Annotated in this window: 20 protein-coding genes and 1 tRNA gene; 13 read left to right on the top strand and 8 right to left on the bottom strand. The window is 35.5% G+C overall.

The annotated features are described in order from the left end of the window. Positions 1-151 precede the first annotated feature (151 nt). On the top strand, positions 152-2797 hold the full coding sequence (locus tag HMPREF0389_RS06230; RefSeq protein WP_169308507.1) for a stalk domain-containing protein: 2646 nt from the start codon (positions 152-154) through the stop codon (positions 2795-2797). 145 nt (positions 2798-2942) lie between these two features. Here the strand turns inward: HMPREF0389_RS06230 and tnpA are convergent, their stop codons facing one another. Continuing rightward, positions 2943-3413, bottom strand: coding sequence for an IS200/IS605 family transposase (tnpA, locus tag HMPREF0389_RS06225; RefSeq protein ID WP_014261821.1), 471 nt, complete (start codon positions 3411-3413; stop codon positions 2943-2945). 196 nt (positions 3414-3609) lie between these two features. Then, on the bottom strand, positions 3610-4290 hold the full coding sequence (locus tag HMPREF0389_RS06220; protein WP_014262776.1) for a YoaK family protein: 681 nt from the start codon (positions 4288-4290) through the stop codon (positions 3610-3612). A 201-nt stretch (positions 4291-4491) separates the two neighbouring features. Here HMPREF0389_RS06220 and HMPREF0389_RS06215 point away from each other — a divergent pair, with 201 nt between their 5' ends. Then, entirely contained in the window at positions 4492-5145 is a 654-nt protein-coding gene (locus HMPREF0389_RS06215; protein ID WP_014262775.1) for a redox-sensing transcriptional repressor Rex, read from the top strand. Between the two features lie 679 nt (positions 5146-5824). Here HMPREF0389_RS06215 and HMPREF0389_RS06210 read toward each other — a convergent pair. After that, on the bottom strand, positions 5825-6814 hold the full coding sequence (locus HMPREF0389_RS06210) for a helix-turn-helix domain-containing protein (protein WP_014262774.1): 990 nt from the start codon (positions 6812-6814) through the stop codon (positions 5825-5827). Between the two features lie 174 nt (positions 6815-6988). On the opposite strand from HMPREF0389_RS06210, the gene HMPREF0389_RS06205 reads away from it, so the two are divergent. The 3 genes from HMPREF0389_RS06205 to HMPREF0389_RS06195 all read left to right on the top strand — a co-directional run bounded on the left by HMPREF0389_RS06205 (position 6989) and on the right by HMPREF0389_RS06195 (position 9696). Further along, positions 6989-7750 carry a nitroreductase family protein gene (locus tag HMPREF0389_RS06205; RefSeq protein ID WP_014262773.1) on the top strand — a complete coding sequence of 254 codons (762 nt, stop codon included), beginning with the start codon at positions 6989-6991 and terminating at the stop codon, positions 7748-7750. Continuing rightward, complete coding sequence (locus HMPREF0389_RS06200; RefSeq protein WP_014262772.1) at positions 7750-8616, top strand: 4Fe-4S dicluster domain-containing protein; 867 nt, start codon at positions 7750-7752, stop codon at positions 8614-8616. The genes HMPREF0389_RS06205 and HMPREF0389_RS06200 overlap by 1 nt, the downstream gene beginning before the upstream one ends. A 75-nt stretch (positions 8617-8691) precedes the next feature. After that, the gene (locus HMPREF0389_RS06195) at positions 8692-9696 is read left to right on the top strand and encodes a methyltransferase (RefSeq protein WP_014262771.1); all 1005 of its coding nucleotides are present in this window, start codon (positions 8692-8694) and stop codon (positions 9694-9696) included. A 934-nt stretch (positions 9697-10630) separates the two neighbouring features. Here the strand turns inward: HMPREF0389_RS06195 and HMPREF0389_RS06190 are convergent. Then, positions 10631-10954 carry a DUF3784 domain-containing protein gene (locus HMPREF0389_RS06190; RefSeq protein ID WP_014262770.1) on the bottom strand — a complete coding sequence of 108 codons (324 nt, stop codon included), beginning with the start codon at positions 10952-10954 and terminating at the stop codon, positions 10631-10633. Positions 10955-11276: 322 nt separating this feature from the next. Between HMPREF0389_RS06190 and HMPREF0389_RS06185 the strand changes: the two genes are divergently transcribed. Next, positions 11277-11924 carry a hypothetical protein gene (locus HMPREF0389_RS06185; protein ID WP_014262769.1) on the top strand — a complete coding sequence of 216 codons (648 nt, stop codon included), beginning with the start codon at positions 11277-11279 and terminating at the stop codon, positions 11922-11924. Between the two features lie 476 nt (positions 11925-12400). Here the strand turns inward: HMPREF0389_RS06185 and HMPREF0389_RS06180 are convergent, their stop codons facing one another. Both HMPREF0389_RS06180 and HMPREF0389_RS06175 read right to left on the bottom strand, forming a co-directional pair. Next, positions 12401-13831 carry an aminoacyl-histidine dipeptidase gene (locus HMPREF0389_RS06180; protein ID WP_014262768.1) on the bottom strand — a complete coding sequence of 477 codons (1431 nt, stop codon included), beginning with the start codon at positions 13829-13831 and terminating at the stop codon, positions 12401-12403. Between the two features lie 441 nt (positions 13832-14272). Continuing rightward, positions 14273-14869, bottom strand: coding sequence for a sigma-70 RNA polymerase sigma factor region 4 domain-containing protein (locus HMPREF0389_RS06175; RefSeq protein ID WP_156775253.1), 597 nt, complete (start codon positions 14867-14869; stop codon positions 14273-14275). A gap of 572 nt (positions 14870-15441) precedes the next feature. On the opposite strand from HMPREF0389_RS06175, the gene HMPREF0389_RS06170 reads away from it, so the two are divergent. From HMPREF0389_RS06170 to HMPREF0389_RS06155, 5 genes are all read left to right on the top strand, one after another. Next, entirely contained in the window at positions 15442-15660 is a 219-nt protein-coding gene (locus HMPREF0389_RS06170; RefSeq protein ID WP_014262766.1) for a DUF1659 domain-containing protein, read from the top strand. Positions 15661-15697: 37 nt separating this feature from the next. Beyond that, on the top strand, positions 15698-15922 hold the full coding sequence (locus HMPREF0389_RS06165) for a DUF2922 domain-containing protein (RefSeq protein ID WP_014262765.1): 225 nt from the start codon (positions 15698-15700) through the stop codon (positions 15920-15922). Positions 15923-16164: 242 nt separating this feature from the next. After that, the gene (locus tag HMPREF0389_RS08940) at positions 16165-16305 is read left to right on the top strand and encodes a YvrJ family protein (RefSeq protein ID WP_083799688.1); all 141 of its coding nucleotides are present in this window, start codon (positions 16165-16167) and stop codon (positions 16303-16305) included. 390 nt (positions 16306-16695) lie between these two features. Continuing rightward, positions 16696-17154 (top strand): N-acetylmuramoyl-L-alanine amidase, encoded by a 459-nt coding sequence (locus tag HMPREF0389_RS06160; protein WP_014262764.1) that lies wholly within the window; start codon positions 16696-16698, stop codon positions 17152-17154. 599 nt (positions 17155-17753) lie between these two features. Next, positions 17754-18293, top strand: a complete 540-nt coding sequence (locus HMPREF0389_RS06155) for a peroxiredoxin (protein WP_014262763.1) — start codon at positions 17754-17756, stop codon at positions 18291-18293. A gap of 153 nt (positions 18294-18446) precedes the next feature. On the opposite strand, the gene HMPREF0389_RS06150 is transcribed toward HMPREF0389_RS06155, so the two are convergent. Together HMPREF0389_RS06150 and HMPREF0389_RS06145 are read right to left on the bottom strand one after the other, a co-directional pair. After that, positions 18447-18522, bottom strand: a tRNA-Thr gene (locus HMPREF0389_RS06150). 469 nt (positions 18523-18991) lie between these two features. Next, the gene (locus HMPREF0389_RS06145; protein ID WP_014262762.1) at positions 18992-19414 is read right to left on the bottom strand and encodes a hypothetical protein; all 423 of its coding nucleotides are present in this window, start codon (positions 19412-19414) and stop codon (positions 18992-18994) included. A gap of 582 nt (positions 19415-19996) precedes the next feature. Here HMPREF0389_RS06145 and tuf point away from each other — a divergent pair. Next, complete coding sequence (gene tuf, locus HMPREF0389_RS06140) at positions 19997-21190, top strand: elongation factor Tu (RefSeq protein ID WP_014262273.1); 1194 nt, start codon at positions 19997-19999, stop codon at positions 21188-21190. A 406-nt stretch (positions 21191-21596) separates the two neighbouring features. Continuing rightward, on the top strand, positions 21597-22862 hold the full coding sequence (locus HMPREF0389_RS06135; RefSeq protein WP_014262761.1) for a homoserine dehydrogenase: 1266 nt from the start codon (positions 21597-21599) through the stop codon (positions 22860-22862). Positions 22863-22864: the final 2 nt, after the last annotated feature.

The following is a 22864-nucleotide window of genomic DNA, read 5'->3' as shown; positions in this document are numbered from 1 at the left end:
GTATGTAACCTATATATATTGGAACAGAAATGTACAGAAATTTCATCAGGCATAACAGAGGAAGAATCAAAAAGGAGGATAGGTTAACGACAGGTGTTATAGACAAAGTGAAAGACTAATTTTTAATGTTATAAGAAGGAGAGAAATGATATTGAATCAGTCAATAAAAAAGAAAACAAACAAACAGATTAACATTCGAAAAAGCATAAGCTTTTTGATGAGCATGCTGATGTTTCTCGGTATGATTCCTTTCAGTACGGGAATTGCTTATGCAGAGGAAGATAGAGATGCTATAACATCATTGAGTGAACTTAAAGAAAAAGAATATATTTATATGGGAGTTCAGGGTTCCGGACTGCAAGGTGTAGGAAAGGAAATTAAATGGAGAGTTTTGGATAAAAATGCTAATAACGGAAACCCAGACGGACTGTTTCTGCTAAGTGAAGAACTGCTTGGGAGTGGAAATGATGGTGGAGTTGAATATCATAAAGGCTTTTCATTTTCAAAAATCGAATGGAAAGACAGCACTGCCAAGAAATGGTGTAAAGAATTTAGTGGGGAAGAACCGAGAGCAATAACATCTTTAAAACCAGAAGAATTGGCTGCTGTTCTTTCTACAGACAAATCTGATGGAAAATATAAAAGTAAAGGAACCACCGTTGTGTTTCCAAAGGCAGACCATATATTGAATGGAGACAAAGTATTTTTTCTTTCCGCAGAAGAAGCTGACAAAATATATTTTGAAAGTATGGATGAACGAAAAGCAAAGTATAACGGTGAGGTGAAGGAATGGTGGTTGCGTTCTTATTCATCATCCAATCCGAGCATTGTCAATAAAAATGGTGAAGTTAATGAAGGAAGTGCATTCTATTCAAAAGCGGCACGTCCTGCTTTTAACTTGGAGAAAAGCAAGGTGATGTATATTTCGCCTGCAGAAGATGGAAAAAATAAAAATGAAGTCGGTGCGCTGGAAAAAGTAGCATCAACTAATACAACGGAATGGAAATTGACTTTAAAAGATAGTGCAAGAGGTTCTTTTACTGCAAGTAAATCCAAACAACACGGAATGGAAGTAACAATCAACTATGACAATGCAAAAACAGGAACAAACGAATATCTGTCTGCTGTTGTGACTGATAAATCAAATACGGAAATTAAATATTACGGACGAATTGAAAAGTTGGAAAATGGTAATGAAAATGGAACGGTAGAGATTGACTTGAACGGAAAGTTTGAGGATGGAGATAAACTGTTTGTATTTAACGAACAATATAATGGAGATAAAAAAACCGACTATAGCTCTGATAGGAAAGAGATTGAAGGAATTAGTGTAAAGAAATTCCATACAGTATATGTCAGTTCGAATGATACTGTAAAGGGAACGGTAACATCGGGAAGTGTACCTAATGTTGAAGATGATACTCATATCGAGGCAAACGAAAATGAATTGAAGGTTGGTAGCACTATTGTAGTAGCAAACGAAAAACCGGGCTATCGATTCAAAGAATGGACAGGAATTCCGGAAGATGGTAAAGTAACGGATACTATCACCATTGTTGCTGTATTTGAAGAGATACCACAAGAAAAATATACTGTAACTGTACAATCTAACGATGAAACAATGGGAACAGTGAGCAAAGATAAAGTAGAACATATTGTAAAAGATACCATGATTTCTGCGGTTGGACATGAACTTTTGGTTGGAACAGAAAAAATCACGGCAACTGCAAAATCGGGCTATCGATTCAAAGAATGGACAGGAATTCCGGCAGATGGCAAAGTAACAAGAAACATCACTGTTAAAGCTGTATTTGAAGAGATACCACAAGAAAAATATACTGTAACTGTACAATCTAACGATGAAACAATGGGAACAGTGAGCAAAGATAAAGTAGAACATATTGTAAAAGATACCATGATTTCTGCGGTTGGACATGAACTTTTGGTTGGAACAGAAAAAATCACTGCGACTGCAAAACCGGGCTATCGATTCAAAGAATGGACAGGAATTCCGGCAGATGGCAAAGTAACAAGAAACATCACTGTTAAAGCTGTATTTGAAGATAGAGGCAGCAAAGATTCTTCGAATAAAGATAAAGACAGACAAAAATATATTATTGAAAAAGAAAAAATGAATCATGGAACAGTTACAGTCAAGAGTGAAGGAAGATATGGAGAAGAAATTACCATCATTGCAGAACCTGACAGAGGGTATGAAGTGGATAAAATCAAGGTGACCGACGACAGTGGAAAAGATATCGAGGTAACTGAGAAAAAGGAAAACAGCTATGCTTTCTCTATGCCGAGACGAAAAGTAACAGTTGAAGCAACGTTTAAAAAGATTGAAAGACCGTCAAACAACAACGGACAAAATCCAAACGATTATATGCAAAAACAAAAAGAAATCAAAACTACAGTCTTTACTGTCGGTTCCAATATGGTAAAGTACACTGTAATCGGAGAAACTCAACACGCAAGTGAGAGACAAATAGATGCAAAACCTTTTATTCAAGATGGAAGAACTATGATTCCGATAAGATATGTAGCGGAAAGTTTGGGAATGAAAGTAATGTGGAATAAGCAAAGCAAAATCGTTACATTGCAAGATGAAGAACGAAAAGTGGAAATTGTTACTAACGGTAAAAAAATTGTTGTAAACGGCAAGGAATATGTATCTGATGTAGCGCCTGTGATAGAAAACGGAAGAACATACCTTTCTATCAGCAATATCGGAAAAGTATCCGGAGCAAAGGTGACATGGAATCCTCAAAGTAAGCTGGTTAGTGTTACCAAGTAAATAATATCATACAATCAAGTTATGATAAATAAACATAAATAAATATCCACCGGCATAGCCGGTGGTTTTTCATTTTCGGGCATAGCCCTATCTTAACTGGCAGCACACACGTGTGCTTTTTATTGGCCTGCCAGCCATGCATTTTTTATTTGCTACCCGTAAACGGGTCTCTCGGATCAAATATACTTAATTGATCACTTTCTCTATCTACTTTCAATTGATTTGATATATATTCCTGTATTGCTTTTGTATTTTTACCTACGGTATCTACGTAATATCCTTTACACCAAAACTCTCTGTTTCTATATGCAAACTTCATGTTTCCATATTTTTGAAATATCATTAGACTGCTTTTTCCTTTCAGATATCCCATGAAACTCGATACACTTATTTTTGGTGGTATACTAAGTAATAGATGTATATGATCGGGACAAACTTCTCCTTCTATTATTTCAACTCCTTTCCACTGACATAATGTTCTTATTATATCTCTTATCGCTTCCTTTTTTTCTCCATAAAAGACTTTTCTTCTATATTTTGGTGCAAATACTACATGGTACTTACAATTCCATTTGGTATGTGCTAAACTGTTATTGACATTATTTTGTTGAGACATTTTAATGTTCCTCCTAATCTATTCTGTTTTTCATCAGCTGGCAGGCTTTTATACAGTTTAGCACATTAGGAGGTTTTTTTTCACCGCTTAAGCTTTTTTGAACCACGCGACTATCGCGTGGTTTTCTTTATACAAAAAGAGGGAGAATGATTTGATTTCTCCCTCTTTCCGTTACATAGAATGCAGTTGTTTTTTGTTATGATAAATGTTTGCTTTCTACTGTTTCATAGAACATCATGATGAATGCAATGAATAAAAACAGAATTGCAAACCAGATAGAATGTAGATGGAACTGTTTTCCAAGAATGGTGCCAAGTGTTGCACCGATTAAAAAGACAAAGATAATAAAAAAGTAGTGGAAACTGTCTCGTTGTGTGTTTTTGTCTTTCGTAATGTGATATTGGCAGAGAAGTGTTGTTGCAGAACGCAAGTTACCGATACACATGGTGGTTGCATAGGAATTGCCATGAAATTTGGAAAATGCCACCACCTGCATAGCGCAAACAAACGATAGAATAATATTTGCTAAGATATTGAGTTGTTCCGGCAAAAAACCGACGATAACCATGAGCAACATCTCAAGTAACAAAACGTGTTGCCTCCAATGAAATCGAAAGTATTTTTGATTGGATGATTTCATTCGTTGCGAAATATAGGCACCAAGTACAAACGCTATCAACGGGCAGAGATATCGAAACATCATGGTAATATTTTTTTCGGCGATGCTTTGTCCCAGCAGCACAATATTTCCTGTTTGTGCATTTGCAAAAACTTTTCCGCGACATAGATAGGAATAAGCATCCTGAAATCCTCCGGAAAGAGTTAAAAAAATTCCGATTCGCAATGTTTCGGAAGTTTGACTTTTGACTGTTCTCAATAGAAATCCCTCATTTCACAAACAAAAATAAACTATTTCATATCTATCAGTATACAACAAAATCCGTGTTTTTAAAAGACGGAACAAGAAAAGGAAAACGGTCAGGAAAAAAGATTGAAATTTTTTCAAATATATGTATAAAGTATGCTATAATAAAAAAAGCGACAGACATTTCATACAGATAGGAAGGGTAAATACTTTATGAATGATAAAAAAAAGATTTCAATGGCGGTGATTCGAAGACTGCCAAAGTACCACAGATATTTGCAGGAACTCTTGGATAAAGGCGTGATGAGAATTTCGTCTAAGGAATTGAGCAAAATTATCGGTTTTACCGCTTCTCAAATCAGACAAGATTTGAATAATTTCGGTGGATTCGGTCAGCAGGGATATGGATATAATGTTCAGGAGCTGTTCTTGGGAATTCAGGAAATTTTGGCACTGAAACAAACTTACAAGACAGTTATTATCGGTGCGGGAAATATGGGGCAGGCTCTGGCGAACTATCCTTGGAATCAGACTTCGGGGTTTGAAATTCAAGCATTGTTTGATATCAATCCTAAATTAGTAGGATTGACCATTCACGGATTGCATATCTATGATATCGAAACTTTGTCCGATTACATTCAAGAAAATCAAATTAATGTAGCATTTATTTGCACACCGAAAGAGAGAGCACAGGAAATTGCGGATATTCTGTCAAAGACCAGCATTCAGGGAATTTGGAACTTTTCTCCGATTGATTTGGACGGATTGGATGATATTGTAGTTGAAAATGTTCATTTGAGTGACAGTTTGTTTGTATTATCCTATCTTTTAAATGAAGATGCCGATGAAGAATCTGAAAGACGGTAGTTTTTGATAGAAATAAAAAATTTTCTTATTGATAGTCATCTTAGAATTGATAGATTATCTCAGAATGGACAGATGGTACTAAAATCGACAAATTCACATAAATTAGCTAAATGATAACAACAATACTTAAAAATAAAACGCCCTTTTCCAATTTATGGGAAGTAGGGCGTTTTTGTGTGAAAATCAATGAGTAAAAAGAGGAAAGACCTATTTTGCAGAGAGCGTTTTGTCAAGTGCCTTTTTATATTTATTGACGCTTTTATTTCCATATTGAAAAAAACAGCAAACCTTTTGATTTACTGTTTCCCAAACTATTAGATTTTAGCTGGATGGAGAGTTGCAAATTACTATCCAACCATGTTTTAAGTTCATCAAATCCGTAATCTCATTTTACCACTACTCCGTTTTTATAATTGAATTTTTGCATTCTTTTTTATAATCTTCAATCATTCTACCAAAACCGATTCTTCTATGCATACAAAACGGAAGGATTGTCTTTCCGCTGAAATTCAATCGTTCTTAAAAACAATAGAACAGGTGATACAAAGATTTTAAACCAGTTGGACAATCCAATAAAAATCACCTCTGCATTTTTAACAGTTTCTGTTCCTTGAATAAAGGGAGGACAATATCCTTTTTCAATTTTTGTAATCCTTGATTGCTAATATCACGGAATAATCTAATCAATCACTTCTATCATCTGCATTTTTTCTCTATATTCGGTAGGTTTCATTCCTGTATGCTGTTTGAACATATCAGATAGACTACTAATATATTTATAACCGACCATTTCTGCAATTTGAGATACCGGAAGCACCGTATCTCTAAGGAGGTGTTCAGCGTGTGTAATGCGACGTGTAACAATATATTGTTGAATACTCATATGATACACATCTTTGAATACATATTTCAGCTTAGCCTGACTCATGCATGCAATTTGAGCCAGGAAATCAATTCTGATATCTTCAGCATAATGGTCGTTAATATAATTAGATACGGATATTATGGCATCCAAGTCATCATTAGGTATTGAAAACCTATGTCTAATATGTTCTCTATTCTGGTTCTTTGCTTTTTCAAGAATTATGGAAAGTGCTTCATTCACTTTGCTTTCATAAAACAGTTTTGCAGATATACCGTCTCCCATATAGCGTTTGATTTGATTGAAAATCGTAACCAGTTCAGGAAAATCAGAACAACCGTCTATCTGCATAAATGCCTTTGAAGGATTTTCATAAATGTCAGGATATGGTTCACTTAAATATTTCTTGTAATATTCAGGCATAAAGGTAATGCTTACACTATTGATAGGAATTTTTTTGTGAAGTATCATACGATATTCACTCTTTTTCCCTACATACGCTTGAATTGCTCCGGATGTCAAACGACGATAAGGTGTCAATATTTCGCCGGAAACGGAGTAGAAATAACCAACACACATATATTCCGGTTGTTCAAAAGCACAATAGGTATCTTCATAGTGAATCTGATCCATAATGGTGATAGTCACATACGGATTACATTGATAAACCCAACAATATCCCCTGCCAAGCTCAGGATTCATTTTGTAAAATTTGCCATTCGGATTAAATCCCGGTACAGGTTCACATGGAATAACACCCCTGTCTGTAAAAATATCCTTATACATTTTTTCTAATTGCTCGCTCATAAAATTATATTTTCTCCATTCGGCAAATAATTTGTGCTAATAGCTAATCATTGCTATCTTTCATTGACGCTAAAGATATGAATAAGTAAAATAAAATACAGGTTAGATATATCTAATCTAATTATATATTAAGCAAAATAAGTTTTCAAGATTTCTGTGAGAAAGGAGGTAAAAATGAAAATCGAAGAATATCTTTCCGCTATGAAAAAAAGATGCTCCCGCAGAAAGTATACAAATAGACCAATTGATTCCAAGTATGTGCAACAGCTTGAAGATAGCATTGCTTTGTACAATAAAGAATCCGGACTTAATATAAAATTAGTCATTGGAAGCGGAGCGGAACTTTTTAGTGGATTTCGAAAAAGCTATGGTCTGTTTGTGGGTGTTCAGAACTACATTGCCATGATTGGAAGCAAAACACTTCCCAATCGTATGGAAAAAGTAGGTCGTTTTGGTGAAAAAATAATTCTTGAAGCGACCGCAATGGGACTATCTACCTGCTGGGTTGGGACAAGTTATGATAAAAATGCAGCGAAGGAATTATGCGAAGGGAATGAAGAGCTGGATTGCGTTATAGCTGTCGGATATTCAGATGAAAAGCATTCACTTAAAGAACGAATGATGGAATATGGTACGCACAGACAAAATAAATCTAAGGAAGCTTTAATAGAAGCAGAAGAGCATGTGCCGGAGTGGTTTAAGCAAGGTATGGATGCTGTTTATCTTGCACCGACAGCAAGAAATTTACGACCATTTGTATTTGAATATAAGGATGGACAAGTAACTGCTTCCACTACAGTGCCGACGGAAACCGCGATGATTGATCTTGGGATTGCTAAATTACATTTTGAATTGGGAGCAAGGGTTGGAAGTTGGGATTATGGAAATGGCAGTCATTACTATTTTGATGATAAATGGAAGGACGGTGATATATAATGAAAGCTGTTTTTATTGTATTCAGTCCATCAGGACATACTCTTATTGCAGCACAAAAATTCATGCATCTGCTTGAAGATAACGGAATTTCCTGTCATATTATTAACATCACAAAAAACAATAAGTATCTTCAGAACTTCACAATTACAAAAACACTGATTAATGATCTCGGAGAACATCATTTGTTAATTCCCTGTGCACCGGTATATGCCGGACATTGTGAGCAAAATATGCTCAGGACAATACGGGCACTTCCTCAGGAAAAGGAAAAACAGATTCCTGCGATTCCACTTGTGACCTATGGAGGAGTACACAGCAGTGTTGCACTGGAAGAAATGGGTAAAGTGCTTAATGACAAAGGATATATTCCGATTATGGGCATTAAGATTGCTGCGGAGCATACTTTGACCGCAACTTTCAAAAAACGGATCAATCCAAATCTGCCGGGAAAAGTTGAGGAACAAATCCTTGCGGAAGCAGCAAAAATAACAGAAAAGGTTGTAAACGACAAGATAGCTATGATCAATATAGAAAAGAAACTTGCATATGCACCGTTCATGAAACGCATTATGTTCCGCATTTTCAGCCAAGAAAAAATTCATGGAAAATATAAGAAAGTTACAATCAATACAGAAAAATGCACTGGTTGTAAACGATGCGTTGCAGCCTGTCCTGTCAATATGTTTGCATATATTGATAACACAATACAAATGGTTCGTGATCCTAAGTATTGTATTTTATGTGCTGAGTGTTATCATCAATGTCCTGCAAAAGCCGTTGTACATCCATATATTGAAGTTGCAAGAAAGAGACTCTCGAACGGTTTTGCAGAGCTTGAAAATCCGCAATCTACAATTTATCGATAAAACTGATATTCACTAAATATAACATGAAAAAATTATGCCATAAACAATTATAAATTAAAGAAAGGATAGATTACTATGATTAACAAAACAAATATTTATGAACAGCTTACAACACTACCGTATCTCACCGCTTATCAGCAACTGATACAGGGTGCAATTGAATTGGATGTCTTTTCTAATTTAGAAAATCCTATCACCACAAAAGAGCTATCCAAAAAAATGAACTGGGATGAATCTAATACCTTCAATCTTTTGAAAGGTTTATATAGTCTTGGTTATCTTGAGCGAAATGGAGATACATTTTGTAATATGCCGGAAACATCAAAATATCTTGTTAAAGGGAAGCCTGCATATATGGGAAATGTGCTGACATTTTTCTGTAATAATCAAGGAATGAGCCTTGGAAACGTGGCACAGCAAGTGAAGGAAGGTCCTAAACCGCAAGAACAAACACAGCAGTCTATGGATTTTGCAGCTTATGGCGATGCGATGCGTGATGCTCAATCAGGGATACGTCAATATGAACTGTTAGAAATTCTCCGCTCCCTTCCTGAGTATAAATCTATTCATAAAATATTGGATTTGGGCTGTGGTGCAGGTTGTCTCGGAATTGCAGTTATACAGGATGTAAGCAATCGTACCGGCGTTCTTTTTGATAGACCGAATATGCAATCGCTTATCGAAGAGAGTGTAAAGCTTTCTGATATGCAAGATAGTATTTTCATTAAAACCGGAGACTTCATAAATGATGATATTGGTAGCGGATATGATTTAATCATCTGCTCATCCATTATGTTGTTCGCCATTAAAGGCGGTGCAAATTTCTTTGCAAAATTGAAAAAAGCATTAAATATTGGTGGAGTAGTTGTTTGTTTAAATGAAGGAATTGAAGCAGATTATTCCGGACCGTGGGATATGATTTTAGGCTATATGGCATTTAATTTACAGGGGATGCCGATAGGTGTAATAAAAGGCCAAATTGCTGATGCAGCAAAATCCGGAGGGTTTCATTCTGTAGAAAATCGCAGCGTGCTTCTCAGTACCGGAATGCACGATATCAATATTTTGAGAAATAAATAGCAGATTGAAACAGGTAGTTTAATTCAATCATGATTTGTAAAAACATGACAGTATCGAAGGAAGTACTGTCGTGTTTATTTTTTTATCATCTTAAAGTGAATAAGATAGGTTCTCTCAAATAGCCATCTGTAATCAATTTAATATCTTTTGCTAATATTCTTGTCATTCTTGAATATAACTAAAGGATTCAATAAAATTAGCTTCTTAACTTCTAATTTGTTTCACTCAACATTTATAATATATTCATATTTCAGCTTAGTTCTATAAATCCAACTTACTCTTCTTTACCTGTGTAAGTTCTCTGTTTTCTTGTTGCAATTTCTATGTACAGTTTCTAACACTTTCAGATTGTTCAACTTCTTTTTGTATCTCTAAAATTTGAGAATATAGATTGTCTTTTTCTTTCCTCAAAGTATCAACTTCCGATTTTCATTTGGATATATTTAAGGGCTGCCTTTCTCCTAAATTCTCTTTTAGATATTTCCTTGCACTTTCAAACAAAATAATCTCTGCATCATGTTCATTGTAGAAATTATATCATCTGTTTTTCTTCAGCGTGGTATAAGCTTTGTGGATGTTTTTATCTTTCAAATATTCTTGTCTTGGTCGGTAAGTTTTGTTTTATCATCTATATTTTTCTCGCTTCTCTATGGCTTTTAGATGACTCTCCCTTTGAGATTGGAAAAAGTGATGAGTTGATAAAATTCGTCTTTGGTAAAGTCCTTACTTTCAGTCAGGAGACTTTCGTTTTTCATCGAGGAACTATCTATCTTTTTTGTTCTTCCTGTTTTTACCGACTGATAAGCTTTTTTTCATTTATATTTTTTATTTGCTGTATTCCTTTCTAATTTTGAGCAACAAAAAACAGTAAACCTTTTTGATTTACTGTTTTGTGACTGCCATGTTACAGGTGCTTGTGGCAAAAAATTTCTGTTTATTTCTTGGTATCTCGTTCTATTTTTATAGAAGAGATGATTGCATATATCAGAGCGCCGATTATCAAAGGAATTTCAAGCAGTTGCATTTTTTTATTTTGAAAAACAATGGATAGACCCATTATCAGAAATACTGTGCTAAGTAGGCAAAATACAATTGCTGATTGTCTGTAATGTTTTTTTCTGTCTAATTTTTTTCGTTCCTCTTCGGATGCAAAAATATAGGCATTATTAAACAGAAAGCCCTTTTCTATGAACTGACAAAAACTGATATAAGCAAAAATCCCCGCTAAGATAAAAGTAATTATTTTCTCGAAAGTCATGTATTTCACCTCCGTCTTTATTAAGGTTTTATTTTCTGCTTATTTGTATTATACTCTTTCCAATGCATTTTTTCCACCATCTGATTTCTTGACTTTTTGATAGATATCCATTAGTATGAAATTGCTGAGGAATGCTATTGATTCAAAAGCTATGTCTAACAGTAAAAAAATTTGGCACAAGACAGTTGCCGGCAAATTAAATGTTATTTTGTTAAGATGATATTGTGCATCGTTAACAGAGATACATTGTTTCCGGCGGGAGATGGAATAATACAGCATTTTAATTGATTGTGATTGCGAATTTTAAGGGGGAAATACAGTAATGAAGAAAACAACAATGATTGCAGTGGTGGTATCTGTATTGATGATAGGAGGGATTCTGTTTGGTGTTGCACAAACTCGTTCCGGGGATAAAGCACCTACATACAACAAATTGTTAACGGATACACAAAAAATAGAACTGTTACAACAGCTTTATCACAAGGCTCCCGATTTTAACCATATAGCAATCGGTGCTTATGAGGATGGTTTTTCTGAGGGAGATTTACTTCGAGACGGATACGTTCCTTATGAAGAAAATTACAAACAAGAGGATGTTTATTTTTTGCATGGAAGTGCTCATGGAGTATCGGTGCGTGTACATATAAAACAAACTGATACGGCATTAACAGCAAATGAAAAACTGATAGAAGAATTTAATCAAAAGTCATCAGAAAAAAATTATACCGATGTTTTGTTTGGCGAAACTTATACAGCAGATGGGAATACGATTGCAATCAAAACGGTAGAATATTTGAACGAGAAGAAACAGCCTGTCACTACCTTTTTGTATTCGGATATTCGAGATGGAGGGAAGGCATATCTTTGTGCACAAATTGATGTCAATACGGCAAAATTTGATGATAAAACGAATGAATTGTTAAAAGAGTTGGATGTTGTATTCGGTTTCAATATTTCTGAATTATTTTAGATAAAACGAAAAAGTATTATGAAGATGTCAAGTTGATGGTTAGATGAAAAAGTAAAAAATGAAGAAAGAGGCTTTTAGATTTCTTACGGTATCTGAAAGCCTCTCTGTTTTCTCTAAAAAAAGATTACTTAAAAAATTAAGAATACATCTGTTTGTACCATATTGACTGTTGTGCTATCCTGACGGGAACGGAATAGCAGGATGTTCCGTATCAATCAAAGCTTTTGTATTTTCTGTTTTCTACATATGATACTAAAATCCCATGAAACGATTGAACTCCTCCAATCTCTACAACTTTATACTTTTGATTGTTTCATGAATCGGTGCATTTACACTTTCAAAAAGTCTGTCTATCACTTTTTTAAGCGTCTGAAACACTTCATTTTTTAGGAAATCATTCTATTAGTTTGAGTGTGATGTTATGGTAACTGTAAAAAGCCGTTTCTATTCGAACTGTTGATGAATTGTTTCAAATATTATAGTCGAATCATTTCTTTTAGCAGAAGTATCAAGTAGTCATAGACACGATCTGCTGAATCCAGTTCCATATACTCTTTCGGGGAGTGCACATGGTGAAGGTTCGGACCGAACGAGATAATATCGGTATTCGGATATTTTTTTGCGAAGAAACCACATTCCAATCCTGCATGAATGGCGGAAATTTCAGCTTTTTGTCCATATTTTTCCTGATAGATTGCAAGTGCCAACTCACGAAGCGGAGAATTCGGTTGATACTCCCATCCGGGATATCCGTTGTGAACCATACCGTCAATTCGGCACAACTTGGCAAGAAGAAGATTTTTTTCTCCAATCCAATCTGCAAGTGATTTTACGGAGCTGCGGATGGAGATAACAAAAGAAACAATATTGTCTGTTGTACGAACGATACCCAAGTTTTGAGAACTTTCGACCAGATGTTTGATTTCTTGACTCATGGTTTGCACTCCGTTTGGAACCATTGACAAGAAAGAGATAACGGAATGTTTGTTACTCTCTGTGAATACCGATTCCACAAAGTCGATTTTTTGGAATGAAAGAGAGAGTGAATCGACAGGAGCAAGTTCTTGTAGTAAAGATTGTTCCAAGTTTTGCAGAACGGATGACAAACGAGACAGATTCGTTTCTTCGATATTGATAACAGCTTTGGCATCGCGAGGAATTGCATTTGGTTTAGAACCTCCTTCAATGGAGATAAGATCAAAAGGAACGATTTGATTCAGTTGATACAGTACACGACCGATGATTTTGTTTGCATTTCCGAATCCTGATGCAATGTTCATTCCGGAGTGTCCTCCGTGAAGTTTGGATATCACGAGTTCCAAGGTACAATTTTTTTGTGAAAGAGCACGAGTACCTTCTAATTTTCCCTGAAAATCAGAACCGCCGGCAGAGGAAGCATAGAATACACCTTCTTCTTCGGAATCAAGATTCAAAAGATACTTTCCTTTCAAAGTGTTTTCTTGCAAGTTTTCCGCACCGTACATCGTTGTCTCTTCCTGTGTTGTAAAGATTGCCTCAAGTTCAGGATGAGAAAGAGAGTGATCGGAAAGCACTGCCATTGCGTACGCAACGCCGATTCCGTTGTCTGCACCGAGCGTGGTGTTATTTGCACGCAAAATGGAACCTTCTTCAATCAGCTCAATTCCGTCGGTATCAAAATTATGTGTAGAATCCGGTGTTTTTTCACATACCATATCCATATGTCCTTGTAAAATGACACCGGGAAGATGTTCATACCCCTTGCTTGCAGGTTTTTGAATAACAATATTTCCGGACACATCCTCCCGAAAAGCGTGCAATCCATGTTCTTTTGCAAAATTGAGCAAAAATTGTTGTATTTTTTCTTCTTTCCCCGACTCACGAGGAATCAAAGATAATTCCTTAAAAAAATCATAATATGTTTTCATCATAACCTCCTGCCAATATTTTTGAATAGAGTTATTATACCATAAATTCAGAGATTCTAATGTTGTTTTGCAGTCTGTTTCGGTTGAAAAATTTTTGTGAATTCTACAGGGTTATTTTGTATTTGGTTTGGATTAATTTAAGGCTATGTTTCTTATAAGACCTAAAAATCTAACTGTGTTTTTCAGCTTGTTTTCATTAAAATGTTATGTATCAGATGTACGGTAAATTACATTTTGGAATTTGGTTCGATTGGTTAAGTTATGAAGTGATACAACAAAGAATCTGAAAAGAGTCCAAAAAAGAAACAGAACAAAGCGAAACAGGAGTGATATTCTCTATAACCGTGTTTTATGCATAAAAAAGCGTAGCAATTATGAAACATGCTACGCTTAAAAATTTTATAGTTTGTACCTGTTTTTTGAGTATTGTTGAAACAGTTTTCACACACAAGCGACGGATTGTAATTGACATCGCAGTTTTTTGAGTGCCGATGATTTCAGTTTTTTGGCATAAGGATATGAGATATGCATTCTGTGAGACAAAGTTTTCAATGTTTTCTTTTTCAAAATATGCTCTGTAACGATTCTGTATTCTTTCTCATTTAAAACGGAAAGAATCTTTTTCCAGTCATATTCATATTTCGGGGCATCCTCTGCAACCAACACTGATTCCAATGTTTCTTGTTCGAATGAAAGCAATCGTTCCCGGTCTTTTCTCATCTTGCGATTCAGCGAAAAATAGTAACAGGCAATCATACGATTGAGATATCCAAGCACGGGAACCTCTGTGCGGGAAGGGTCGTATTCATCCAGCAGTTCAATCATACGAGCATACCCCATTTGAATCAAATCCTCGGTTGTATATCCAAAATAATAAGAACATCGTGCTAAAAGCATCGGTTTTAATGCATTCAAGATTTTTGTTAACAACTCCTTTTTTTCCTCTTCTCTTTTTTGATTTTTTTCTTCTGTATCGTCGGAGAGTTCTGTCGCTTGATACTGAACAATCCAATTGGTTACCTCTGTTGCATCGTTCATTCTACCTACTCCTTCCATATAATCTCTTATATCAAAGTATTCTGTTATCCGATAGAATCAAATGTTCCGTTTCTGTCATTCATTACAGCGAAGTGCGAAAGTAATTAACTCCCTCCAAGACACACCGGTTTCAAGAAAGAAGTGGGATACAACCGGATTGATTCATAGCAAATAAGCTGAATGTCTGACTGTATCTTAATATGTAATGATATGATTCTTACAAAAAAGAACATCCGTTCTTACATTATAATATATGCATCTAAAAAAAGAAAGAGATACAAAAAACAAAAAATAACTGAGAGCTACCTTGGGAGAAAAAAATCCCACCATGATAAATCGCCACATTGTTCGCAAGAAATTTGAAACATCATTTGAAACATCATTTGAAACATCAAAAACGATACAAATTTCACAAAAGAAACATCTCAACAACGATGAAACATGGGATTCGAAAAATGTGTTGAAATAGGCGGATTTGAACTACGGTTTTATTTAGAACAAGTTATTTCTTAAAAACAGTATCCCTTTTATCGACCGATTGCATATATAGGGGTGAAAGGAGGCGAAGAACAATGGCAAAAGTAATGAACCAAACAAGCGCTGTTCGTATGGTATACGAACTTCCGGGAGCGACTCCCGGAAAAACTGTCCGTAAAAGCAAAACATTTGCAAATATCAAAATAACTTTGTCTGATGATGTTATTCTTGCATTTGGACAAAAAGTATTGAAATTGCAAGCTTATTCCGGAAAAATTCAAAAACAGGATGCCAAAGAATTGACGAATGAATAATCAGAGCATCTAAAACATCAGAAAGGAGGTGAAATGAATGACAGAAACATTATCATTAGAATTTAAGAAAGATAATGGAAAGAAATTCACAATGGCATTGCCGTATGCTAAAAAACCGGTAGAACAAGCAGATGTCAAAACATTGGTACAACATATTTTGACAGAGGGAGTATTCGTGTTTGCAGACGGTTCTAAGTTGGTGAATTTGGAGAAGGTGGTTCTTGTAACAAAGAACGAAGAAGAAGTGGAAGTATCCATGTAATCTTAGCAAGGGCGACTCATAAGAGTCGCCTTTTTGCAAAAAACTTCTGAAAAGCTTATCTAAAAAGATAAGAAAGTCAATGTGATAAGACGGATGTTGCAACAGAAGAATGATGGTTCGGAAAGAAAGCAGCTCTGAGAATACAACATAATCCGGACATATAATAAATGATACAGGTAATGGAGTGGATAAAATAATGATAGAAAAGAAAGTCTATCATATGAAACAGAAAGGAGTATCACATGGAAGAGTGGATTACAAGTGTATCTAATTATGGTTTTCCTATTGTAGTGAGTATCTACCTATTGATTCGACTGGAGACAAAATTGGACTATCTGACAGAAAGTATTCATGAATTGACAATAGAATTGAAGAAAGACTGACAGAAGGTAAGAGATTCAACAAGAAAAACTGTGCTAATAGGATGGTAAGTAATAGATAACGAATCAAATCGTAACGAAAGAAAGAAACAAAAAAGGAATAAATAAGGGAACAAACCGACAAAGACACAGTGTTTGTAGAAAGAAGCAAAGCATTGTTGTATTACACTTTGTAACGATATAAAGAATGATAACAGGTGTCAGGAATTGTATATACCTCTTATCATCATAAAGTAGTACTACATCATAATTACAAAAAGTACGAAATGATTGGTACAAAAAGCAATGTAACAAAAGAATAAATACAAAAGAATAAATACAAAAGAATAAATACAAAAGAATAAATACAAAAGAATAAATACAAAAGAATAAATACAAAAGAAGGAGGACAGAATGAAACTGATCAAACCGAATATTATATTTCGAAACAGTTTAAGACCTTTGCCGAAACAAAATGTTAAATATATTGTGATTCATCATGCTGAAGCAAGCAAAGCAACTTGGCAAGATATTCATCGTTGGCATCAAGAACGAGGTTGGGCAGGTGCGGGATACCACGAATATATCACCAAAACAGGAGAAGTATATCTTTTAAGAGGAAGCGAAACGGCAGAGCAGTGTAAGGAAGGAGTTCATGTCAAAGGGCATAATCGTGAGAGTTACGGAATTTGCCTGGAAGGTAACTACAACGGAGAACAACGAATCCCGTATGCACAGATGGAAGCACTGTTTCTTCGGATTGCCGAAAAGAAAAAGATATATCCAAAAGCAAAAATCAGACTACACAAACAGCTGAGCAGCACAGATTGTCCCGGAAAGTTTTTCCCTCTTGTATTAGACGAAAGAAAATAAAGAGATGATACAGAGAACAGTAATTCAAATAAATAAGATTATTCCATTTTATGGCATGGTGTCTGAAAGGGAGTGATCTTATTTTTTTGTAATAGTTGTTAATACGAAACACTATTTTAAAATGCAGATATAGTGCATGACTATGAAGAAGAGAATAAAATAGACTCATCCAAAATTGCAATATCAAAAAAGCAGATTTTCATTTAAGCTGTAATCAGCGGTTCATATAAAAACAGAAAGAAAAAACAGGGAGCAGATTCGGAAGAAAATTCAAGACAATATTTTGAATAGTTGTGGAAGGTTGCAGATTGGAAGACTTGTATTGAGTCAAAAAAATGTGATATCGGAATTTGCTAAGATATAAAAAACAACAAAATAACGGAGAAACAGTATCTTAAGAGATGATAAACAGACATGGTTAAAATATTTAAAAATATTTTTTATTTTTTGATTAGAATAAAATTATCAAGGGTAATTAAATAACAGATAATATTTATTATCAATTATTTACAAGGAAGTAAGAAATCTACCTTGACAGTATAATTGCTCAATGTGTTGATTTTATTACCGGAAATAAAAAATATAAGGAGGATTTTAACATGGCAAACAGAATGGTAGGAAACAAAGCACCGGATTTTAAAATGTTGGCGGTATCAGGAGATGCATCAGAAATCAAAGAGGTATCATTAGCAGATTACAAAGGTAAATGGTTGGTATTATTCTTCTATCCGAGAGATTTTACATTTGTATGTCCGACCGAGATTCGTGCTATGAGTGAAAAATGTCACGAATTCCAAAAAATCGGAGCAGAAATATTGGGAGTAAGTACAGATAGTGAATTCTCTCACAAGTCTTGGATTACGGCAGACGAAGAAAAAGGAGGAATCGGATACCTACAATTCCCTCTTGCAGCAGATACTACACATGAAGTATCCAAAGACTATGGTGTATTTATCGAAGAAACAGGAGCAGCGTTGAGAGGATTGTTCATCATTAATCCGGAAGGGGAGTTGAAATATCAAGTAGTGCATGATTTGAACGTAGGTCGTTCCGTAAATGAAACACTTCGTGTACTTCAAGCGCTACAAGCCGGAGGAATGTGTCCTATGGATTGGGAACCGGGAGATGATATGCTATAAGAAGCATAAAATGCGATAAACAAAAAGAAATTGGATAAAGATAAACTGAAAAACAAATCAGGATAAAAAGAAAAATACTGTAAAACTGTAAAAAACATAGACAAAGGGCTGTTGCAGAGTGAAAAATTCATTCTGTAACAGCCCTCTTTTTATTGGAGCTACTAACCGGATTCGAACCGGTGACCTCCGCCTTACCAAGGCGACGCTCTACCTCCTGAGCCATAGTAGCATAGTGATAAGAACTTGTTTAATATACAATATTTATCCCATATCGTACTTTTTACATTATATCGGAATTTATGAATTTGTCAATATTTTTTGAAGAAGAACGAGAATCAGTGTGCTTCTTTGAGGGAAAAGTTCTGTAGAACTTAAGAGGACAGTGGAGCCTTTTGTCGTGTGTATAGAATATTGTTACAGAGAACAATAAAAAAGAGGTAGTTTTGATATTGCATCGTTAGTTAAAACAAGCAGTATCAAAAGCAAACCTCTCTATAACATCATGATTGAAAGCAGCAAGATTGAAAAAATGAATTCATTGCGTTTTATCTGAATATGAAAGCCGGTAATGTAACAAAAACTTCATCATACGAACTATTATGTTGACAGATAATTTGTAAGATAAGCAAAGCAGGACTTATAAGGATTGTGATTATCAATAAAAATAATATTGATAGACAATCATTATACGCCCATTGTTACTCTGTGTCCGACTCCTTGTATGCATGAATATGATGTGCCTCTAATTTTGCAATCAAAGCATTGATTGCTTGATTGATATCGTCTCCTCTGTCAAGCGGGACTCTGTTGTTGTCTTCGTATATCGTTCTGTGAAATTGGTATAGACGGCTACTCTTTCCGTTTGTTAGGTGCACACGCAATGTACCGTAAAAACCGCCTGCACGAATGCTGTAACAGGAACGGAATTCGACAGCTTCCACTTCATCTATCTTAAAAGTTTGAGGAATACCTGCCAGTACGATGAAGGAATCCTCTTCCAGGATAATCACTTCGTGCTTGTCGTAATCTCGATACTTAGAACTGTTTTTAAACAGCCAACTAAGTGTAAGTGCACAAAAACATAAAAGTACAATGTTCAATACAAAAAATATCGTACGCATATAATCAATCTCCTATTTGTTGCGCATCATAAAATCAGCGCATCACAATACATAAACTATAAATTCCGTACCACAATAGGGAAATTTCCAACCGGAAGTGAAACAGATGTCCACTGTTCTATGTGCATCTTTTTGAATGTCAAAATTGATTGGAACATCCGTACAAAATGTACAACCTTAACAAAACGGTATGAAGAAGAAATATCCCTCTGAACAGTATATCAGAAGAAATGTAATATCGACAACAATTATGTAATTATGACATAAAAACGGTGTAATGAAAGGTATAAGATGATGTCCGGATTTTAAGAGGTTGCATGAAGTTTCATCAGAACATTTTGAAGGGATAACATATGTTTTGACAACTAAGAAATTGACAGTGTGTTTTGAGTCTTTTATATTGACAAAATACTTGTATTCCTATAGAATGAAACAATAGGTAGGTGCTAAATCAAAGAGCTTGCTACTAAACGATGTCAAGCCTTTGCCATTAGAATGTATGGCTACATAGGAATGATATTAGCGAAAAAGATTTTAAAAAACTACCATACAGTTTCATTAAAATTTTTAGGAGGAAGAAAAATGGGAAAAGCAAAATTTGAAAGAAGTAAACCACACGTAAACATAGGAACAATCGGCCACGTAGACCACGGTAAAACAACATTGACAGCAGCAATCACAAGAACATTGCACGAAAAATACCAATTGGGAGAAGCAGTAGCATTCGATAACATCGATAAAGCACCGGAAGAAAGAGAAAGAGGAATCACAATCTCAACATCCCACGTAGAATACGAAACACCAAACAGACACTACGCACACGTAGACTGCCCGGGCCACGCCGACTATGTAAAAAACATGATAACAGGAGCAGCACAAATGGACGGAGCAATCTTAGTAGTAAGTGCAGCAGACGGTCCAATGCCACAAACAAGAGAACACATCCTATTGTCAAGACAAGTAGGAGTACCATACATCGTAGTATTCCTAAACAAATGCGACATGGTAGATGACGAAGAATTATTAGAATTAGTAGAAATGGAAGTAAGAGACCTACTAAACGAATATGAATTCCCCGGAGACGACACACCAATCGTAAGAGGAAGTGCATTAAAAGCCTTAGAAGATCCAAACAGCAAATGGGGAGATGCAATCGTAGAACTATTCGAACAAATCGACAGCTACATTCCGGAACCTGAAAGAGAAACAGACAAACCGTTCCTAATGCCAATTGAAGACATCTTCAGTATCTCAGGAAGAGGAACAGTATCAACAGGAAGAGTAGAAAGAGGAGTACTACACGTATCCGAAGAAGTAGAAATCGTAGGATTAGCAGACGAACCGAGAAAAGTAGTAGTAACAGGAATCGAAATGTTCCGTAAACTGTTAGATGAAGCACAAGCAGGAGACAACATCGGAGTATTGTTAAGAGGAGTAGCAAGAGACGAAATCGAAAGAGGACAAGTACTTGCAAAACCCGGAACAATCCACCCGCATACAAAATTCACAGCAAACGTATACGTATTGAAAAAAGAAGAAGGAGGAAGACATACTCCATTCTTCAAAGGATACAGACCACAATTCTATTTCAGAACAACAGACGTAACAGGAGACATCACATTACCTGACGGAGTAGAAATGGTAATGCCAGGAGACAACATCACAATGACAGTAGAACTAATCACAAAAATCGCAATCGAAGAAGGATTGAGATTTGCGATTCGTGAAGGTGGAAGAACAGTAGGAGCGGGAGTAGTAGGAAAAATTCTTGAATAAATTCCAAAGCCCGAGTAAAACTGAATAAGTAAAGAAACAGAGAGTAGAAGCCGATGATGGATAAGCTTCTACTCTTTTTTTGATTGTATGGCGGAAGTTGACGATTTTTGGATGAATTTTGTTGTAGATACTATGAGTAGAATCTAATGAAACACCTTTCTTGTTTTAATTTATTATTGTTTTTTGATAAATTGTTTGCAATTGGAAGAAAATAGAGAGAATTTTGAATTTTTCTTGCTATTCAAAAAAACGGATGATATAATGTCTTTTATATAAAAACATATATCTCTAATATAAGGACATAAAGAGGCAGTTGTGAGATAAGAACCGATTTTTCATGAAGTAGACTTGAAGTAAAATGATGTGTAGATAGAGTGGTATTATAAGTAGAATAGGAGGAGTAGGAATGAAACAGATTAAAATTGGATTGCTGGGATTTGGAACAGTCGGAACCGGTGTTTCAAAATTGATAGAACAGCAGAATGAAGAATTACAACAGAGGTTACAGGCGGAGCTTGTGATAGAGAAAGTTTTGGTTCGAGATGCTTCTAAAAAAAGAGACTGTTCTCTTGCACAGGAAGTTTTTACAACAGATGTGAATGAAGTGATATCTCATCCTGAGATTGATATCGTAGTAGAAGTGATGGGTGGAGTCGAACATACCAAAGAGTATGTGAAACAAGCACTCAAACATCATAAACATGTAGTAACGGCGAATAAGGACATGTTATCTCTTCATCTTAAGGAGTTGTCCGAGATTGCTGAGCAAAACAAAGTAGGATTGTTGTTTGAGGCGAGTGTCGGCGGTGCAATTCCTGTGATTCATTCGATGACATCTACCATGTCGGGAGATAAGATTACAGAGATTATGGGAATTATGAACGGTACAACGAACTATATGTTGACAAAGATGACAGAAGAAGGATTGGGATTTGATGAGGTGTTAAAAGAGGCACAAGAACTTGGATATGCAGAGGCAGATCCTACATCCGATGTGGATGGATTGGACGCAGGTCGAAAGATTGCTGTTTTGGCAAGCTTGGGATTTCATACAGAGGTTACGTTTGATCAAGTGTATATACAAGGAATTCGAAACATCAGTCCGAAAGACATTGAATATGCGAAACAATGGGGGTATCGTATCAAATTGGTCGGCATTGCCAAGGATAATAACGGGGTTGAAGTTAGAGTTCATCCTATGATGTTGAAGGAAAAGAATCTTCTTTCACAAGTGAATGATTCGTTTAATGCGATTTGCTTGAAAGGAGCAGGATTTGGAGATTCCCTTCTATATGGTAGAGGCGCAGGAGAACTGCCAACCGGAAGTGCAGTGCTTGGAGATGTGATGGAGATAGCAGACAGCATTGTGAGAAATTCCCCAATGAAGTCTCTTGTATCGTTGTATCGTGATGAGAAGATTGTAGCGATGGATGCTATTGTTAGCAAAGCATTCTTACGATTACAAAAATCGGATGATTGTAAGGATTGGAGTAAGTTAGAAGCAGTGTGTAAAGAATCCGGTGTTTCTGTCTTGAAACAGTTGGAAGAAAAAGATGAGTGGGTTTTGGCAGTAGAGTCAAAAGAGAAAGATAGAAATCATGCTTTAGAAGTGCTAAAACAACAAAAATTGATTGCAGGATGTAATAGTATGATAAGAATGGAAGGAGAATAACA

This window comes from Filifactor alocis ATCC 35896, from assembly GCF_000163895.2.
GTDB lineage: Bacteria > Bacillota > Clostridia > Peptostreptococcales > Filifactoraceae > Filifactor > Filifactor alocis.
Note: the sequence above shows the minus strand (reverse complement) of the source record. Positions and strands in the feature narration are given on the sequence as shown.

Coding starts and splice junctions, on each gene's coding strand:
- HMPREF0389_RS06180 (WP_014262768.1), bottom strand. CDS start 13,831: ATGAAAACATATTATGATTTTTTTAAGGAATTATCTTTGATTCCTCGT.
- HMPREF0389_RS06175 (WP_156775253.1), bottom strand. CDS start 14,869: ATGAACGATGCAACAGAGGTAACCAATTGGATTGTTCAGTATCAAGCG.
- HMPREF0389_RS06185 (WP_014262769.1), top strand. CDS start 11,277: ATGAAGAAAACAACAATGATTGCAGTGGTGGTATCTGTATTGATGATA.
- HMPREF0389_RS06195 (WP_014262771.1), top strand. CDS start 8,692: ATGATTAACAAAACAAATATTTATGAACAGCTTACAACACTACCGTAT.
- HMPREF0389_RS06215 (WP_014262775.1), top strand. CDS start 4,492: ATGAATGATAAAAAAAAGATTTCAATGGCGGTGATTCGAAGACTGCCA.
- HMPREF0389_RS06205 (WP_014262773.1), top strand. CDS start 6,989: ATGAAAATCGAAGAATATCTTTCCGCTATGAAAAAAAGATGCTCCCGC.
- HMPREF0389_RS06135 (WP_014262761.1), top strand. CDS start 21,597: ATGAAACAGATTAAAATTGGATTGCTGGGATTTGGAACAGTCGGAACC.
- HMPREF0389_RS06190 (WP_014262770.1), bottom strand. CDS start 10,954: ATGACTTTCGAGAAAATAATTACTTTTATCTTAGCGGGGATTTTTGCT.
- HMPREF0389_RS06165 (WP_014262765.1), top strand. CDS start 15,698: ATGACAGAAACATTATCATTAGAATTTAAGAAAGATAATGGAAAGAAA.
- HMPREF0389_RS06200 (WP_014262772.1), top strand. CDS start 7,750: ATGAAAGCTGTTTTTATTGTATTCAGTCCATCAGGACATACTCTTATT.
- HMPREF0389_RS06170 (WP_014262766.1), top strand. CDS start 15,442: ATGGCAAAAGTAATGAACCAAACAAGCGCTGTTCGTATGGTATACGAA.
- HMPREF0389_RS08940 (WP_083799688.1), top strand. CDS start 16,165: ATGGAAGAGTGGATTACAAGTGTATCTAATTATGGTTTTCCTATTGTA.
- HMPREF0389_RS06155 (WP_014262763.1), top strand. CDS start 17,754: ATGGCAAACAGAATGGTAGGAAACAAAGCACCGGATTTTAAAATGTTG.
- tnpA (WP_014261821.1), bottom strand. CDS start 3,413: ATGTCTCAACAAAATAATGTCAATAACAGTTTAGCACATACCAAATGG.
- tuf (WP_014262273.1), top strand. CDS start 19,997: ATGGGAAAAGCAAAATTTGAAAGAAGTAAACCACACGTAAACATAGGA.
- HMPREF0389_RS06210 (WP_014262774.1), bottom strand. CDS start 6,814: ATGAGCGAGCAATTAGAAAAAATGTATAAGGATATTTTTACAGACAGG.
- HMPREF0389_RS06145 (WP_014262762.1), bottom strand. CDS start 19,414: ATGCGTACGATATTTTTTGTATTGAACATTGTACTTTTATGTTTTTGT.
- HMPREF0389_RS06160 (WP_014262764.1), top strand. CDS start 16,696: ATGAAACTGATCAAACCGAATATTATATTTCGAAACAGTTTAAGACCT.